This window comes from Bacteroides sp. D2 (genome assembly GCF_025147085.1).
Classification (GTDB): Bacteria; Bacteroidota; Bacteroidia; order Bacteroidales; family Bacteroidaceae; genus Bacteroides.
Genome location: NZ_CP102261.1, coordinates 4450803 through 4466031, shown reverse-complemented (window position 1 = coordinate 4466031; position 15229 = coordinate 4450803). Strand labels below are relative to the sequence as shown.

The 15229-nt window shown below is 39.4% G+C and carries 12 protein-coding genes and 2 tRNA genes; 7 read left to right on the top strand and 7 right to left on the bottom strand.

Going from position 1 to position 15229, the window contains the following annotated elements; genetic code table 11:
* Positions 1–95 precede the first annotated feature (95 nt).
* The 7 genes from NQ505_RS16015 to NQ505_RS15985 all read left to right on the top strand — a co-directional run bounded on the left by NQ505_RS16015 (position 96) and on the right by NQ505_RS15985 (position 5864).
* Positions 96–1670 carry an AAA family ATPase gene (locus NQ505_RS16015; protein ID WP_004297848.1) on the top strand — a complete coding sequence of 525 codons (1575 nt, stop codon included), beginning with the start codon at positions 96–98 and terminating at the stop codon, positions 1668–1670.
* Positions 1645–3072, top strand: coding sequence for a VWA domain-containing protein (locus NQ505_RS16010; protein WP_198286889.1), 1428 nt, complete (start codon positions 1645–1647; stop codon positions 3070–3072). Before NQ505_RS16015 ends, NQ505_RS16010 begins: the two co-directional genes overlap by 26 nt.
* A gap of 429 nt (positions 3073–3501) precedes the next feature.
* A tRNA-Ser gene (locus NQ505_RS16005) sits at positions 3502–3588 on the top strand.
* Between the two features lie 64 nt (positions 3589–3652).
* Positions 3653–3724: transfer RNA gene (locus NQ505_RS16000), tRNA-Glu, on the top strand.
* A gap of 202 nt (positions 3725–3926) precedes the next feature.
* Positions 3927–5123 (top strand): tyrosine-type recombinase/integrase, encoded by a 1197-nt coding sequence (locus NQ505_RS15995; protein ID WP_008999313.1) that lies wholly within the window; start codon positions 3927–3929, stop codon positions 5121–5123.
* Between the two features lie 82 nt (positions 5124–5205).
* On the top strand, positions 5206–5373 hold the full coding sequence (locus tag NQ505_RS15990; protein ID WP_004326911.1) for a hypothetical protein: 168 nt from the start codon (positions 5206–5208) through the stop codon (positions 5371–5373).
* 41 nt (positions 5374–5414) lie between these two features.
* Positions 5415–5864, top strand: a complete 450-nt coding sequence (locus NQ505_RS15985; protein ID WP_004326910.1) for a DUF5053 domain-containing protein — start codon at positions 5415–5417, stop codon at positions 5862–5864.
* A 592-nt stretch (positions 5865–6456) separates the two neighbouring features.
* On the opposite strand, the gene NQ505_RS15980 is transcribed toward NQ505_RS15985, so the two are convergent.
* Genes NQ505_RS15980 through NQ505_RS15950 form a run of 7 tightly spaced genes read right to left on the bottom strand, consistent with a single transcriptional unit; the run spans position 6457 to position 15202 of the window.
* Positions 6457–6951, bottom strand: coding sequence for an N-acetylmuramoyl-L-alanine amidase (locus NQ505_RS15980; RefSeq protein ID WP_032853566.1), 495 nt, complete (start codon positions 6949–6951; stop codon positions 6457–6459).
* Positions 6944–7354 carry a hypothetical protein gene (locus NQ505_RS15975; RefSeq protein WP_032845715.1) on the bottom strand — a complete coding sequence of 137 codons (411 nt, stop codon included), beginning with the start codon at positions 7352–7354 and terminating at the stop codon, positions 6944–6946. Before NQ505_RS15975 ends, NQ505_RS15980 begins: the two co-directional genes overlap by 8 nt.
* A 39-nt stretch (positions 7355–7393) precedes the next feature.
* On the bottom strand, positions 7394–7651 hold the full coding sequence (locus NQ505_RS15970; RefSeq protein ID WP_008999310.1) for a hypothetical protein: 258 nt from the start codon (positions 7649–7651) through the stop codon (positions 7394–7396).
* A 4-nt stretch (positions 7652–7655) separates the two neighbouring features.
* A complete protein-coding gene (locus NQ505_RS15965) occupies positions 7656–10532 on the bottom strand; it encodes a hypothetical protein (RefSeq protein WP_008999309.1) in 2877 nt (958 codons plus the stop codon).
* Positions 10529–12919, bottom strand: a complete 2391-nt coding sequence (locus tag NQ505_RS15960; protein ID WP_008999308.1) for a hypothetical protein — start codon at positions 12917–12919, stop codon at positions 10529–10531. The genes NQ505_RS15965 and NQ505_RS15960 overlap by 4 nt, the downstream gene beginning before the upstream one ends.
* Complete coding sequence (locus tag NQ505_RS15955; RefSeq protein ID WP_008999307.1) at positions 12916–14952, bottom strand: hypothetical protein; 2037 nt, start codon at positions 14950–14952, stop codon at positions 12916–12918. The genes NQ505_RS15960 and NQ505_RS15955 overlap by 4 nt, the downstream gene beginning before the upstream one ends.
* Complete coding sequence (locus tag NQ505_RS15950) at positions 14945–15202, bottom strand: hypothetical protein (RefSeq protein WP_032853565.1); 258 nt, start codon at positions 15200–15202, stop codon at positions 14945–14947. Before NQ505_RS15950 ends, NQ505_RS15955 begins: the two co-directional genes overlap by 8 nt.
* Between the last annotated feature and the right edge of the window lie 27 nt (positions 15203–15229).

The window sequence follows — 15229 nt, the reverse complement described above, 5'->3', positions numbered from 1 at the left end:
GCCTAAATCTAGGGGTAAATCCCCCCAATGAAGTCTATTTCAAAGAATTCTTGTATCTTTGCCTCCTGCTAACAACACATGAAATCATCTGTCGCATGAAGTCAATCAAATCCCATATCACCCAACTGCTGAAATCCCTCAATGAGGGAGTATTCGAAAAAGAACATACCATCGCACTCTCCCTATTATCTGCCATGGCAGGTGAAAGTATCTTTCTATTGGGCCCTCCGGGAGTAGCCAAGAGCTTAGTGGCGCGCAGGCTCAAACTGGCTTTTAAAGATGCGGATGCTTTTGAATATCTGATGTCTCGTTTCAGTACACCGGATGAAATATTCGGCCCCGTCTCCATCTCAAAATTGAAAGATGAAGATACATACGAACGTATTACAAAAGGATACTTGCCGACAGCATCGATTGTCTTCCTGGATGAAATATGGAAAGCCGGTCCTGCTATCCAAAATTCTCTTTTGACAGTAATCAATGAAAAGATATATCGCAACGGACAATTTACGGTGCGTGTTCCTCTGAAAGCGCTGATTGCCGCGTCCAACGAACTACCCGCAAAAGGTGAAGGACTGGAAGCCCTATACGACCGTTTCCTGATCCGCCAGTTTGTCGGATGCATTGAACAGGAATATGCTTTCGACCAGATGATTTCTTCTACACGGGAAGTAGAACCTGAAATCCCGGCAAAACTCCAGGTAGACGATGAATTATACAATCAAATACAAGCTGAAAGTGAGAAAGTAGGTATCCACTATACCATCTTCGAGCTGATTCACAATATCAAACGAGAAATCGAACAATATAATACAGGGCGGGATGAAAACACCCCTCCGATCTATATATCCGACCGCCGTTGGAAAAAAATAGTAGGTCTGCTCCGCACCTCGGCCTATCTGAACGAATCTCCGGGAATTCACTTCTCCGACTGCTTGCTGATGAGTGCCTGTCTGTGGGATGAAGTTTCGCAGCTCCCCATCATCGAAAACATAGTGGAACAGTCGATTGCACGGGGAATCAATACATATTTATTGGGAGAAAAACGACTGGAACAGAAACTGGATACATTGAAAGAAAACATGAAGTCCGAACACAGCCTACGGGAACTTAGCGATCCGGGAATCCAGGTCGTAGATACCTTCTATCATCGCATAGAAGGTTACCACATTGCCGGAAATTTACTCATCTTTGCTTCGGATTACCAGTCTTTGAGGAAAGACAGCAACCGGTTGTTTTATATCCAACAGGATAAATTCCGTCCGGTCAACAAAATCCTGAAAGCCTACGATTTCGTAAAGAACAGGAATATCGCACAAAAGAATATTTATTCCCTCCGAAAAGGGAAACGATCTGTTTTCGTCAACAATCAGGAGTATCCACTACTATGTTATGATAATTGCGAACCTTTGCCAACACAGCAGGACGGCAGTACTCCGTTCGAATTTACATTGCAGGAAGTGATAGATTTACTTCATCAAATGGAGGTAGAATATAAAACAATCTCCGAGCGGGAAACAGCATATACAAAGGAACATCTTTTCTTAAGTTCATCGCAAAAAAGCAAAATTAAGCGAATCTTAGGGGAAACTGCACATATCATAGAGAACTACCGGAACGAACTTCGCATCATCGCTCATGCCCATGAACAAGAGAACAGAGAGTATTAGGCTCAAGCACCTGCAAGACATTTATTACGAAAAATTGCAGGGAATAGCCTATGATGTGTACGACGAACAACTACACAATCTGATTATCCGTCCCGAAGAACTGGATGCGGACATTCACCTGTATTTTCGTCACACACAACCCTCCCTGCAAGATTTCTACTCCCGTTATGCATCGCAATGGGAATACTTTCATGAAATGAATGAAGCATCGGACGCAAAGTTTCTTCAATTCCTGAACAACAGCGCATACCCCTTCTCCATGAAATATCACCTGGTAGACCTCAACGTAAAATACTACCTCCAACGTTTTAATGCAATCAGCCCGCGTTCCAAAGAATGGAAAGCGTTGCGGACTCTTTTTTTCGACAAGTGGCATACGCTACTCTCGAACAATGAGTTCAACTATCAGATGGAACATATCGAGCAACTCTGTGAGGATTTCTACCGTATTCAACTGGCATTAGCCAAAAATCTTCCGGTACGCGGTGGCTCACGCCTCGTCTGGCTACTTCGCAATCATAAACAGATAGCGGAACAGATTTTAGAATACGAAGAAACGATCAAACGAAATCCCGTTATCCGCGAACTGGTAGAAATCTTAGGCAAAAAACACCAAAGTAGCCGGAAACGTTTCAAAATGACCGCAGGTATTCACCGGGAACAAATTATATCTCATGCCACCCGAAGTGATATTGCAGGCATTTGTGAAGGAAACGATTTGAATAGTCTTCTCCCTCTGGAATATTGTTATCTGGCGGAAAAGAACCTGCAACCCATATTTTTCGAGCGTTTCATAGAGAAGAGACTACAAGTCATCGATTATCAATCGCACGAGAAACAAACCATCAATGATAAGAAAACAGTAGGAAATGAAGTTTCCGAAGAAGCTGAAGGCCCTTTCATCGTTTGCCTGGACACTTCCGGTTCTATGGCAGGCGAACGGGAAAGAATCGCAAAATCTACTCTACTTGCCATTGCCGAATTGACAGAAGTACAACATCGGAAATGTTACGTCATCCTCTTCTCCGATGATATCGAGTGTATTGAAATAACCGATTTAGGGAGTAGTTTCGATCGCCTTGTCGATTTTCTAAGCCAATCTTTTCATGGTGGCACAGATATGGAACCAGTCATCACGCATGCTCTGCGAAAAATCAGCGAAGAAGGATATATGGAAGCAGACATCATCACCGTATCGGATTTTGAGATGCGTCCCGTCGATAAACTGTTATCCCAGTCCATAGAACATGCAAAAGCAAAACAGACAAAGATGTATGCCATTTCTTTAGGAGGCAAAAGTGCCGAGAGCAGTTATCTGAAATTATGTGATAAATATTGGGAATATAGTGTTCAAAACGCTGAAAATCTTAATAAAAATATAATTGAGGAATCAAACATTTAATCAATGTTATAAAACATCTCTTTTTTCTTGTTTTATTTGCAAATTCGCCAGAAGTCCGTATATTTGTACTGTGTTTTTCATAGTATTAGATTTAAGGTTAACAAAAGATTGGCTGTCTGGGATAGATGGCCTTTTTTTATGCCCTTTTCCAAGGTTAAATATACCGTCACTATCCAATCCCGATGATTACCCTATCCCATGAAGATACCGTCACTATAATGAACGGATAGCGTCAATATGTTTCAAGTCGTCCGCCCATCGATAAAAATTAAAAGCTTTCGAAAAAAAAATTCCTCCGTTTAACATTTGAAACATAGCAGGTTATCTCATTTTACAAAAAATAGGTAAAAAAAATCTTGCTAAAAGATTTGCGTAGTCCAAAAGTTCCCCCTATATTTGCACCGCATTTGAGAGAGAATGCGGGTTCAAGGAAGTTTGGGTGAGTGGCTGAAACCACCAGTTTGCTAAACTGACGTACTCGTAAGGGTACCGGGGGTTCGAATCCCCCAGCTTCCGCAAAATCTCAAAATAAAAAAGAGCTAAGTTTTATACTTGGCTCTTTTTAAATCTATCAAAATCCGGTGGGTTCGTCTAACGGTTAGGACACATGCCTCTCACGCATGTAATACGAGTTCGATTCTCGTACCCACTACTATCTGATTATCAGCCTCTTACAAACAAGTAAGGGGCTTTTTTATTGCCTTATATCTATATCAAAGTATCGTTTTTAGGCGTTATAAACGGGTATTATTAAAGAAAATGGTGCAAATTTTGCGCAAATTTTCATCTCGCATAATTATCACGCTATCCCGTTGACACGTTGTTTGCGTATATATACTAAAAACAATATTATTATGGCAACTGTTTGTTATCAATTAGACACACGTAGAGAAAAGAAAGACGGCACATACCCGATCAAGTTGTATATTAGGCATAAAAGCCGAATATTAATAAGTACCGATTTTTGCGCTACTCCGAGAACGTGGACGGGTACAGAGTATAGCAAAGAAGCGAAAAGCTACAAAGCTAAAAATGTAGCGATACGCAATCTTATAAATCGCGTGGAAATACTTATCGTTATGTTGGATAATAATCAGAAATTAAAAAGCATGAGCGACGCAGCCTTGAAAGATTATATTTCAAAGTCCATCAAAAACGAGTCAACCTGCAAAACTTTCGTAACCTACCTAGACGAGTTTATAGAGACAAAGACGAAAGGAAATACAATAGAACTATATAAGGCTACAAAGAATAAGATTCTTGCCTACGACCCGGTATGTACATTTGAGACTATCACAAAGAAATGGTTGGAATCTTTTAATAAATGGCTAAAAGATACAGGAATGAAAACCAATTCAATATCAATCCATCTACGGAATATTAGAGCCGTCTTTAACTATGCGATAGATAACGAAGAAACGGAGTTATATCCGTTTAGAAAGTTTGCTATCGAAAAAGAGGAAACCAGAAAACGCTCGCTAAGACCGGAACAACTCGCCACGCTCCGAGACTTTAACGGAGAAGAATATCAAAAGGAGTATCAAGACATATTCATGCTTATGTTTTATCTAATCGGAATAAACGCAATAGACTTATTTAACCTCAAACAAATAGTTGACGGACGCATAGAATATAAACGAGAAAAAACCGGAAAGCTATACTCTATCAAAGTAGAACCGGAAGCAATGGAGATAATAAACAGGTATAAAGGAAACAGATTTCTACTAAACACGCTCGAAACCAACGATTACAATTATAGAAAGTATATGGCAGCAATGAATAGAGGTTTGCAAAAACTTGGAAACTTTGAACGCAAAGGATTAGGTGGGAAAAAGATTAGAGATATTTTATTTCCCGGCATAACCTCGTATTGGGCGCGCCATACATGGGCTACAATAGCGCATAAAATAGAAATATCGAAAGATGTAATATCTTTAGCTTTGGGGCACGAGTTCGGATGCAAAACAACCGGAATTTATATAGATTACGATTTAGAGCAAATAGATAAAGCGAATAGAAAAGTAATAGATTATATTAATTCATTAAAATAATTCGCCCAAAACTTGCACAATAAGCAAATGCTTATTATTTTTGTAGAGTCAAATAAGAGTTCTTAATTTTAATGTTTAACCAATGAAAGATGAAGAAAGAAAGGAATTAGAACAAGAGTATGAGAATTTAAAACTTCTCGCTTCATTCCACGAAGCCTACGGGGTTCCCGAAAATGAAAAAGAAAGAGAAGCATTAATAAATGACATACTTGACCGGATGAATGAGATTCGGGAAAAATTAAAAGAATAATTAACCTCCCTCCCTTCGGGGAGGGATTAAAACTTTAAAATATGATAGATATAAACGCTTGTTTGCCAACGCCCGAAATGAAAGCGGATTTTGAAAGATTTAAAACCTTATCTACACAAGAAGAAAGGGATGCTTTCAAAAAAGAAATGCAAGCAAAATATAATGCACTGCCAGAAGATCAGCGAGAAGCCTATAAAAAAGCGTCTGAATCCGGACTAAAAGCAACCGTAGACGCTTGTAATGATTTCATTGAAAGAGCGGAAGAAGCTATATTAAGAGATAAGCTCGGAGAATTGCCGGAGGCTATTTCGTTTAGCTATATCGCAAAGAAGTATTTCGGTAAGTCAAGAAATTGGCTATATCAAAGAATTAACGGTAACATCGTAAACGGGAAAAAGGCTCGCTTTACTGATAATGAACTTCAAACATTTTTAAATGCCTTGAAGGATGTAAGCGAAATGATTCATCAAACATCGCTTAAACTCGGTTAAGATTCTTATTTGACACCAGTCCCGCAATTTGAGCCGTTGCGGGACTCTTTTTGTTTATGTAGAAAGCGAAAGCCCCGACTATACTTAGTCGAGGCTCATTCTTAATGGAATAAATAACGCATTATCTCTCAACTCAAAATCTAGCAACTTCCGTAGAGAGATGGTACAACAGATATCCCCACCCGTACACAAATATACTAATTATTTTTTGATTTGAATATTATTCGACCAATTATTATCAGAATAAACAAAATTATAATTCCAAACGCCCACCCGCCCAACTCCATTTTAATAGATTGCCATCGGTTTAACTTCTTTTCAACCGGATAAGGCACACGAATAGAATCGTTTTTAAGAATCGTATCGGTACGATTCGTTGTTAAGTAGCGATACAGATACTTATATCTATACTGATAAACTGTATCACCCTTTACGAGCGTATAAATACTATCTCGTTGATAGATGCTATCATAACGGATACTATCACGTGTCTTGTATTCAGTGCGAACGGATTCAACCGGGATATATTGAGTCCGGCATGATACGAAACATATTGCTAACATCAGCAATATGATAATATAAACTAGCCGTTTCATGGTCGAACTACTGTATTACGTAAGAAATTAGGGAACTCGGAGCGTACATCAAAACAGGGGCACGCCTTTATATATTCTTTCGGCTCTACCTCTCCGCTTCCGTCCAGATCGGGCGAAGTATCACGATGTCCGAGAACCTCGATTATCTCATATTCTTTGCAGAGTTTAGCAACCAACTCGCGCAAAGCCGCTCTTTGGGCGATCGTTCTTGTGTCTGCAGGCTTTCCGTTTGCATCCAAACCACCTATGTAGCAAATACCAACACTATGTTTATTATACGAAGATTCGCTAAAACCCTTCGTATTACAATGCGCTCCGTCAACCGCTAAAGATCTCCCTTTTTCTACCGTCCCATCAATCCGGATAACATAGTTATATCCGATCTGGTTAAATCCGCGTGCCCGGTGTATACGATCAATGTCTTTTGCGGTCAAATCCTGCCCGGCGCGCGTAGCCGAACAATGGATGATAATCGAGTCTATTTTATTCATTGCTTTCTTCTTTATTTTGATTATTAATTGTAATTGGTCTACGCGGTGGAGTTCTCCGGCTGCACTCGCTGTCTGGTCTGTCACATCGGTTATGTTCTGCATCCTTCAAAGCTAATTCAAGCTCGTAGTATTTACGCATCCAATTTTGCGCCTCTGCCTGTGCGGTTCTCCATTCTCGATAAATCGTATCTACTTTCTCGTCTCGTTGTTTTAGTCGCTCGTCATACCGTTCAATCTGCTTGTTTAGATTGTCAATGATAGAAAGTAAATTTTGAAGTTCCATAGAATCCGCCGTAGCCTTTTCTTTTCTGGCGTTCGTTTTGCGATTCGCTAGAAACGTGACTGTAAAGCGGATCGCCTCTAATCCTCCTAACGCTCCTATGATTTTTAACCATTCGTCCATATTTTTATTTTATGTATTTCATATCGCTTTGGGTAGCTCTTATTCTACCGATAAAGCCTCATTAACCGCTACCTGAACAAAAGCGACGAACCCCGTACTCACATATTTTTTAATACTTTCGGCTTGTTCGGGAGATACTTCTACTTCACCGTTCTTGTAGATTTGTTGAGCTAATTCCAATTCGCCCAAATCGGCGGTTTTCTGATAGATCGCATTGCCTAACATCTTTGCAATATCGACGGTACTATTATTCCCTTCGATGTCTTTTACTTGAATTTTTCTAAAGTCTATTTTCATAGTTTTATTGCATAACGTGTAAATTAACCGTAGAAGATGTATTATTAACAGAAGCGTATGTTTCCGCTGTTACAAAAATTGCAAATCGGTAAGGTTCGAGAGTATAAGTACCCCCGCTTTGCCATGTTGTAAGAACCCGCTTAGGATAGCCAGAAGCGTTTACAATTGTTATCATTTTGCGCCGAGGTGAATTGCATATATATATTACATAGTTTCCACTTCCTTCAAGAAAAATACAGTCTATCGGTTGTCCTGATTGCGCATATTTGTGATAAGTTGTATCAGTTCCATAATTATAGATATGTGCAAAGAAATCACTAGTCGAAGCGGAATTAAATGAAAGAGAAGTCATTTGTTGGTGTCCGAATTGTCCTCTACACCACAAATCAGCGGTTAGAAACCTATAGCTTCTATTTGTTCCGTTCGGTTCCTTAAAAGTGCCTTGATGCTGCATGTCGCCTTCAAAATACATCTTCCCTTCGGATGTGCTAAATCCGATTTCGCACATTACGACTTCTTTATTATCTACTATTTTAGTTCCTTGTAATGACTTAAATGTGCCTGTCGCGCCATTCAGTTTTTCAACTTCTAAGGTCTTAACATCGATAAAATCCGTTACAATCTTTCCATTAGTGATAAACGTCTTATTTCCAACCAATATCGCACCCGTTGCAGGAAGTGATAATTTTCCGTCTGCTGTTAATTCAAGCCCGGTTACATTATGCTTAATCGAACCGCCCGTCATTAACCAACCCTGCGTTTTTGCTTGATTACCAATAAACAGACCGGACGTGCCGAGTATATCGATCGTTGCATTTTGAGCTACTAACAACTGCGTAGCAACATTAACAAAGTCGTTAAACAAAGTCCATTTCGTTACATCGAAAGAAGAACCGGAATTATGATCTACACGACACGAATAAGTATTACCGTTGTAGATAATAGTATCTCGATACTGCGTATTATTAACATAGTTAGTGTTTGCTTTCCACTCACCGCGCGGGCGGATTAAAGCACCGGGAAGTCCGGTTGCTCCTGTATCTCCCTTGCCTCCCTGATCGCCTTTATCTCCTTTGTCCCCTTTATCCCCCTTATCTCCTGTATCACCCTTTACTTTCGTCCAAATATACTTAGAAAAAGTTGTGCTGTCTGCCGCAGTGAAGTCAACATATTGCCCTATCCAAGCACCGGGAGTCTCACCATTATTAGCAGTAAAACTCGTACCATTGTCCGAGTACTTGATGTGTAAGTAGGAAGTTTGTCCGTTGGCTCCGGTTGGTCCGGCGATACCTTGTTCTCCTTTAGGACCTTGCGAGCCTTTCAACTGTACCCACTTATAAGAAGCGTATCCGGTTGGAGCGGTCGCACTAGTTGTTACCGCTGTACCGATATAAGTGTTCGGAGTGTCAGACATCGGATTACCGTTCGCATTAGCGGAGTACTTTACGTGAAAATACTGTGATGTGCCGGGAATACCTTGTGATCCGGTCGGTCCTGTATCACCTTTGTCGCCTTTTGCCCCGGTTGCACCCGTATCTCCCTTATCTCCTTTATCTCCTTTGTCGCCTTTGTCGCCCGTTTCTCCCTTAGAAACATATTTAAGCCAATCAGTAGAATTGTCTGTTGGTTCTTGGATTGTTTTGTCTGCAATACATATCCATGTACTGCCATTGCATACAACTTCATCATAGTACCAATATGTGCCCGGCGTCCATACTCCTTTGAAAGCGGGTACGGGAACTTCTGTTATACCATCGTTAGATAATTGCTTGATAGTCCCTGTCATATACACATTGCGGAGATACGCACTATGTCCAGTCATTTCGATACCAAACAGTTTCAAGTTAGACAGGTCGCCCAACTGCATAGCGATCATTTCTTTTGTAATCTCCCAACTGTTAACACCCGTCAGATAACGGACATAGCTTTGTGTCGAATAGCTCGATCTTTGCCGATCTTTGCTTGTGAAGTTACCATACGAAACGAAGTGCATAGCCTTGCAAGGGTGTGCGGTTGTACCAGAACGAAGTGCATATTTAAACGTAGAATCACCGATCTTTTCAGTAATACGAAAATAAGCGGTTTGAAATCCGGTTGAGTCGTTGAATATACCTTTGCAAATATCGTCTACCTCTATTTCTGCTATTTCGCCCGGTTCGAGTTTAAGGTAGATGATCCGATTTGATTCGTCTATATTTTCAATAATCCCGCCGCCCGGAGCGTTCCACTCTTCGCCCGAAACGATTGATACGCGGTTGTAACGTAATTCAGGAACTTCAAGGAAATCACGTAGACGAAGAGATTTTGCATCTATATGACCGTCTTTGCCGATTAGCCAACCGATTAAGCCTTCTGCGTAGTCATTTGAGGATATATCACCGGAAAAAGTCGCTGATTTCGCAATCAGTTTATCAAGGACGTTAAGTATTTGCGTCGTTACTGTCGTTGCGGTCAACGTATCTGTAGAAATACCCTTCGTTACGTCTAGCCCATTGTCAACAATTAAACCGCCTAGCAACTTGATAAGAAATTGCGTTTCGTCTGGCGCTGTTTTGGATAAATACGAGTCTTTTAAAGCGTCGATAGCCGCATATAGTTCCTGCCTTATGCGTAAAGAAGAAAACGTATTATCGTCGGTCGGTGCCGTATTATTATCGGTCAGAGCAATAATACGAGACTTTATTTCAAATAGGGAACGAAGAGATGAAAATACATTCTCATCTGAAACAGTACGCCCGTCGTCGATTTTCAGCACGTCAAGATTAGCCCCGCCGCCATTTATAGGCGTTGGCGTTGTTGTACTAATACTTACCGAACCGGAATTGCGTAAATACTTATTCCGAAACGAATGAGGCACTTTCTTATTTTCTACTTCTATCATGTTTCTATTAATGATACGTTACAACTTTCATTTGCGTAATCAATACTCATTTGATCGACGACCATTTCTCTTTTGAGGGAATTCTCGTAAATCCTAGACAGTATCGAAAAGCCACGATTTAAATTATTGCTGTATCTAAATTTTGGAGCTTTATAATGCGTATAAAACTTGTCTATTAGTATTTGTTCCGGCAATACATTTTTATCGTGCAACGGACTATATACCGTTTTTAAATAATCAAATTTATCCCCTGATTTGGTAGCGCAATTTGAGTAAGAAGAAATATTTTTTGCGTTTGAGTTGATTAATAGTTCGATGTCGTCCATTTCTGTTACATTATTGTCGTTTATCACGTTGCTGTAAACTACGTCGGAGTCGTCAACTGCATTATTAAATATATCGTATGTAACTTTATTGTTAGTATACTTAAACGTGAAATCGGATATATGAAATGCAGTACAAGGATAACAGCCCCCATCCGTTCGATACATAGGATATTTTCCTAAATGATTCGGAGTGCTTAATTCAAAGCGTATCTTTCCGCATAGTATTTTATCATCTGGAAGTTTAATCGCAACTCCGTCCGTTGAGTCGTACAGATTAAATCTATAACTAACAGTATTCGTTAATCTCTTTTCATCATCGAAAACTTTATCACCTTCTTTGTTTATATGAACCAAATAGAAACCATCTTTAAGCGTACATTCGTCGTGATACCATTTTTCGACAAAAATATCTTCGCCGTTTTCCCTATACGCATAAACCTTATTTCTATCCTCGAACCCGCCGGAAGCCTTTTCACCACTAACTGAATCATACTCGCCCTTACTTACAAATCTCCAATCTCCAAATTCATCCTTATACCTATACCATGTAGCCCCTTTATAAGTTAAGTTATGCGTATTTTTATAATAGCCTCGATTTACTCGATCCGTATAATACTTTTGATTTCTCCATACTTCACCATCATAATAGTAATCATCTATATATAATTTGCAAGGAACCATCGTATTATCAAATCCGGCGCCATATTTTGTATTAGAGTATACTTCATCGGACGTTTTTATTATATCGTTCGGAAGAAAAGAGCCGGACATTCTATAAGCGATATTTATTATGAAATATCCTCCTTTGAATAAAGAATACTCTCCGTTTTTCAATGTTAAAAGAGTCTTTCGAGAAGCACTAATTATATTATACGCTTGCAGGAATGAAACGCAGGTTTTCCAACTTAAAGAAGACGGTTCCCCGTCCTCTGTTGTGTAGTCGCTGTACTTCTGCCATACCACACCGGAATATATATCATTAACGTTGTCGATAGTCACTTCAACACCTTCTGCCGGAATATCAAGAAATGAAAAGCTCGGTATCAAATACCCCCAATTACTATTAGATTTAAAAAACGAATTAAGAAGGGTGTAATTCTTTCCGTCTATATCCCTACCAGATATATAATATTTATTGGGATCGGAGTTTTGATTTACTATATCCTTATCGTCGTCGAGCAATTCCGGGCATAAGTTGGTTATCTGATTCATATTAGCAACAACAGATACTTTATTATACACATCACCAAGCGATATACTTCCCGCGCTTTCAGATACGCCAATATTACGCACATTCAATAGTGCGGAAGGGATTGTTATACTTTCACATGTATCGCTTATTCTATCATAAACGAAAAAATGAAGCTCGTCGTTTTTGATAAAATCATAGTCGATCATATAATAAGCATCCTGATACTGAATGAACGTCATACCGATATATTTAGAGATTTCTTCTAAAACATCTCTACTATTCATCGGCTCGTTAGCTTCATCAAAGAAATTTCGTTCATGTATATAAATATCTTCTATCAAAGAAGTAGAAACATCTTTCGAGATTCTATTAGTTTTTTGAAAGTACAATTTGTTTAGAATCTTTCCGGGATCGGCAATATCAAGAATGTGCATTATTACATCTTTGAAACTTTTAAAATAGACCTCGGAAGAATTAATATAAGAGTACTTCTTATTTTCCAAAACGGAAATAGTATCGATTGCCTGTATCTCCACTATATTAAGCGGAGTTATATAATCGCTCGAATATAAATTTGGACTCATATATCCAAACCACTCTAAAACATCATCGGTTTTATTATACAAACGAACTTCTATATTTTGCCCTTCGGCTGTATATAGGTCTGATAAAATTCTATCTGTCAATATGCTTGTTACCGAATTAGACATTTTCAACGGTTTGTATAGAGTGTCCGATTCATACTCAACAGTAAACGGGCTATCTGTTAGGGTGAGTTCTTCGGAATACGTTGCAAAGACCGTATGAATTTCGATTCTATACGTCTTGTCTTTCCTGCTCTTAAACTCTGAATAATATCTTAGTTTCATCTTACTTTGCTTTTCTGATTATAATGATTACTCAAAACTCCTTCCAAATCTCTTCCATGTATGCGAAACGTTACGTTTGCGGGCTGATTTCCATTTTCTGCAGACGGTGCAATCTTTTGCGATAAGGAGCCATATAAACCGCTATTAAGCATTTGAAACAAATTACTTTGCTGTGATCCGTTTAAAATCATCTCGCCTGAATTGAGTAAAGCCGGAACCTTATCGCCTGTGAATGATGTGCCAGGCACAATACCACCCGTTGCGAATTTAGGAATACTAGCCATTGCCGCAATTACAGAGGCGACAGCCGCGCCCGCCAATAGCCAACCTACAACGGGTGTTTCGGTTGCCGAAGTCACGCCGTTAATTACAGCTTCGGTTTGTTTAGCTGTTATCAAATCTCTAATTGCTGGAATAGCTTGCGCAATGCTCGAGACTACGCCCGCACCCCATTGGAGATACGCCGCGGTGCTTTCGTTTGTGATTCCAGATAAAGAGCTCATAATACTTCCAACTGCATAAAGCGATTTAGTGTATTCCTCATTTATATCTATATCCTTTTTCTTAATTGGAGACTCAAATTTCGGTAACTTAAAGTTTTTACCTCCCTTTCCATGCGTTGGAACCTTATCGTAAGTCGGTGCGATAGGTACGGATAAAGCGCCGTCTTTCATCCCGCCGTTTTTGATTTTAAACGCTTCTTGATCGACTACAAACTTTAGATTGATCTTCTTTTGTTCGAATTCGTTGATCGTGGTTTGAATCGTTGAGCGTGCTTGCATATCGGTTACGGAAATAAGTTTCTTATTCAGGTCTGCCAACTGAATGTTTATCGCCTCTATACTGTTACCGCTAGTTTCGACCTGCAATTTTATTTTCTTTGCTTCAAATTCGTTAATCGTAGTTTTGATAGTAGTTTTTGCCTGTTCGTCCGTAGTGGCTATGAGCTTCTTATTTAATTTCGAGATTTCTGCATCATACCACGCAATAGAATCTTTTTCAGGTTCTATTTTTGTATCGCTACCACTTCCGCCGCCGTTTCTCTTGTTATAACTTCCGTTTATCTTGGCATCTGCATTTGCGACCTCTAATTCTTTGTTAGATACGGCAACCTTTAAACTATTCGCCGTAGCTCTCATCTTTAACGCTTGCGCTATTGCTGATTCCTCATCGTCTGCCGCTTCAATAAATAATCTATTCAATTCTCCATAAAGACCAAAACGAGATTCTTTATATCTTTTCAATTCTGCCCGAATCTTCTTTGTCTCGTCCGAGTCTATTACTTGCTCTGTGTATGGGTCTCTAACCTTTGAGGATTCAATCCTTTTGTTATATTCAAATAGTCTATCTTTGTGGGCGGTGCTAGTCTTTTCAATATCTGACCTTTTACTGTCTTTTATTAAATAATCCCACATCTCCCTAGATACATTCTTATTGAATCCCATTTTTGCAATTTCAGCCTGTAAAGCCGTATAGGAAGTATCAGTATTGGCAGTCGCTAACGATTGCTGCAAAGTTGCCATCTGTATAAGATATTCCTTTGCTTTAGCTAAATGTTTATTGCGCTCTTCATCGCTTATATTACGCGCCTTAGCTTTATTTAGTTCAAGCTGATATTTTGTGTTAAGATCGTCTACCTCTGCTTTATTGAATAAAGTTTTTGTACCCAAATTATCTAAAGCGACGGATAAATCCCCGGCTTTGTCGATTACATTTTGCAGATTAGAAAGAAAGCCATCAAAGTTTCCTAATGCAATGCTAGAAAAAAAAGAATCAACACTTGCCTTTGCTTGATCCATCATTTTAACATAAGCATCCCCAGTTGTTTGTGAGCTATTAATAACTTTCATTAATCCCTCGTATGCTCCCATAGCTACGCCGATAGTCCCGGCAAACTTAACGATGCCCGCTCCGGCTGTTTTAGCCATATTACTAATACCGCCCTGAAAGTTATTAACACCCTTCTTTGACTTCTCTAAATTCGCGTCGAAGTCATTCGTTTTTAATAATAATCTTGTTACTATATCAGACATCTTTATTCGTATTTAATTGTGATTCTACTTCTTTTGCCTTAGCTCGTAATCGTTGCATTTCTTCGTCCGTTACGCTCGTATCTTTCTTTTCTTCTTCATCCCACGGGAACCGGAGTATATCGGTTTGCTTTAGCGTCTTTGTGCTATTAGATTGCGCTATAATGAAACCTAACAATCTAGTTTGTTCCCACGCTTCCCGATTGCGTCGATTCAATCCGTCTATAAACGATTCAACCTCGATAAAGTCCATTTTATCGAGGAAGTAATCGGGAGCGAT

Coding starts and splice junctions, on each gene's coding strand:
- NQ505_RS16015 (WP_004297848.1), top strand. CDS start 96: ATGAAGTCAATCAAATCCCATATCACCCAACTGCTGAAATCCCTCAAT.
- NQ505_RS16010 (WP_198286889.1), top strand. CDS start 1,645: ATGAACAAGAGAACAGAGAGTATTAGGCTCAAGCACCTGCAAGACATT.
- NQ505_RS15995 (WP_008999313.1), top strand. CDS start 3,927: ATGGCAACTGTTTGTTATCAATTAGACACACGTAGAGAAAAGAAAGAC.
- NQ505_RS15990 (WP_004326911.1), top strand. CDS start 5,206: ATGAAAGATGAAGAAAGAAAGGAATTAGAACAAGAGTATGAGAATTTA.
- NQ505_RS15985 (WP_004326910.1), top strand. CDS start 5,415: ATGATAGATATAAACGCTTGTTTGCCAACGCCCGAAATGAAAGCGGAT.
- NQ505_RS15980 (WP_032853566.1), bottom strand. CDS start 6,951: ATGAATAAAATAGACTCGATTATCATCCATTGTTCGGCTACGCGCGCC.
- NQ505_RS15975 (WP_032845715.1), bottom strand. CDS start 7,354: ATGGACGAATGGTTAAAAATCATAGGAGCGTTAGGAGGATTAGAGGCG.
- NQ505_RS15970 (WP_008999310.1), bottom strand. CDS start 7,651: ATGAAAATAGACTTTAGAAAAATTCAAGTAAAAGACATCGAAGGGAAT.
- NQ505_RS15965 (WP_008999309.1), bottom strand. CDS start 10,532: ATGATAGAAGTAGAAAATAAGAAAGTGCCTCATTCGTTTCGGAATAAG.
- NQ505_RS15960 (WP_008999308.1), bottom strand. CDS start 12,919: ATGAAACTAAGATATTATTCAGAGTTTAAGAGCAGGAAAGACAAGACG.
- NQ505_RS15955 (WP_008999307.1), bottom strand. CDS start 14,952: ATGTCTGATATAGTAACAAGATTATTATTAAAAACGAATGACTTCGAC.
- NQ505_RS15950 (WP_032853565.1), bottom strand. CDS start 15,202: ATGGACTTTATCGAGGTTGAATCGTTTATAGACGGATTGAATCGACGC.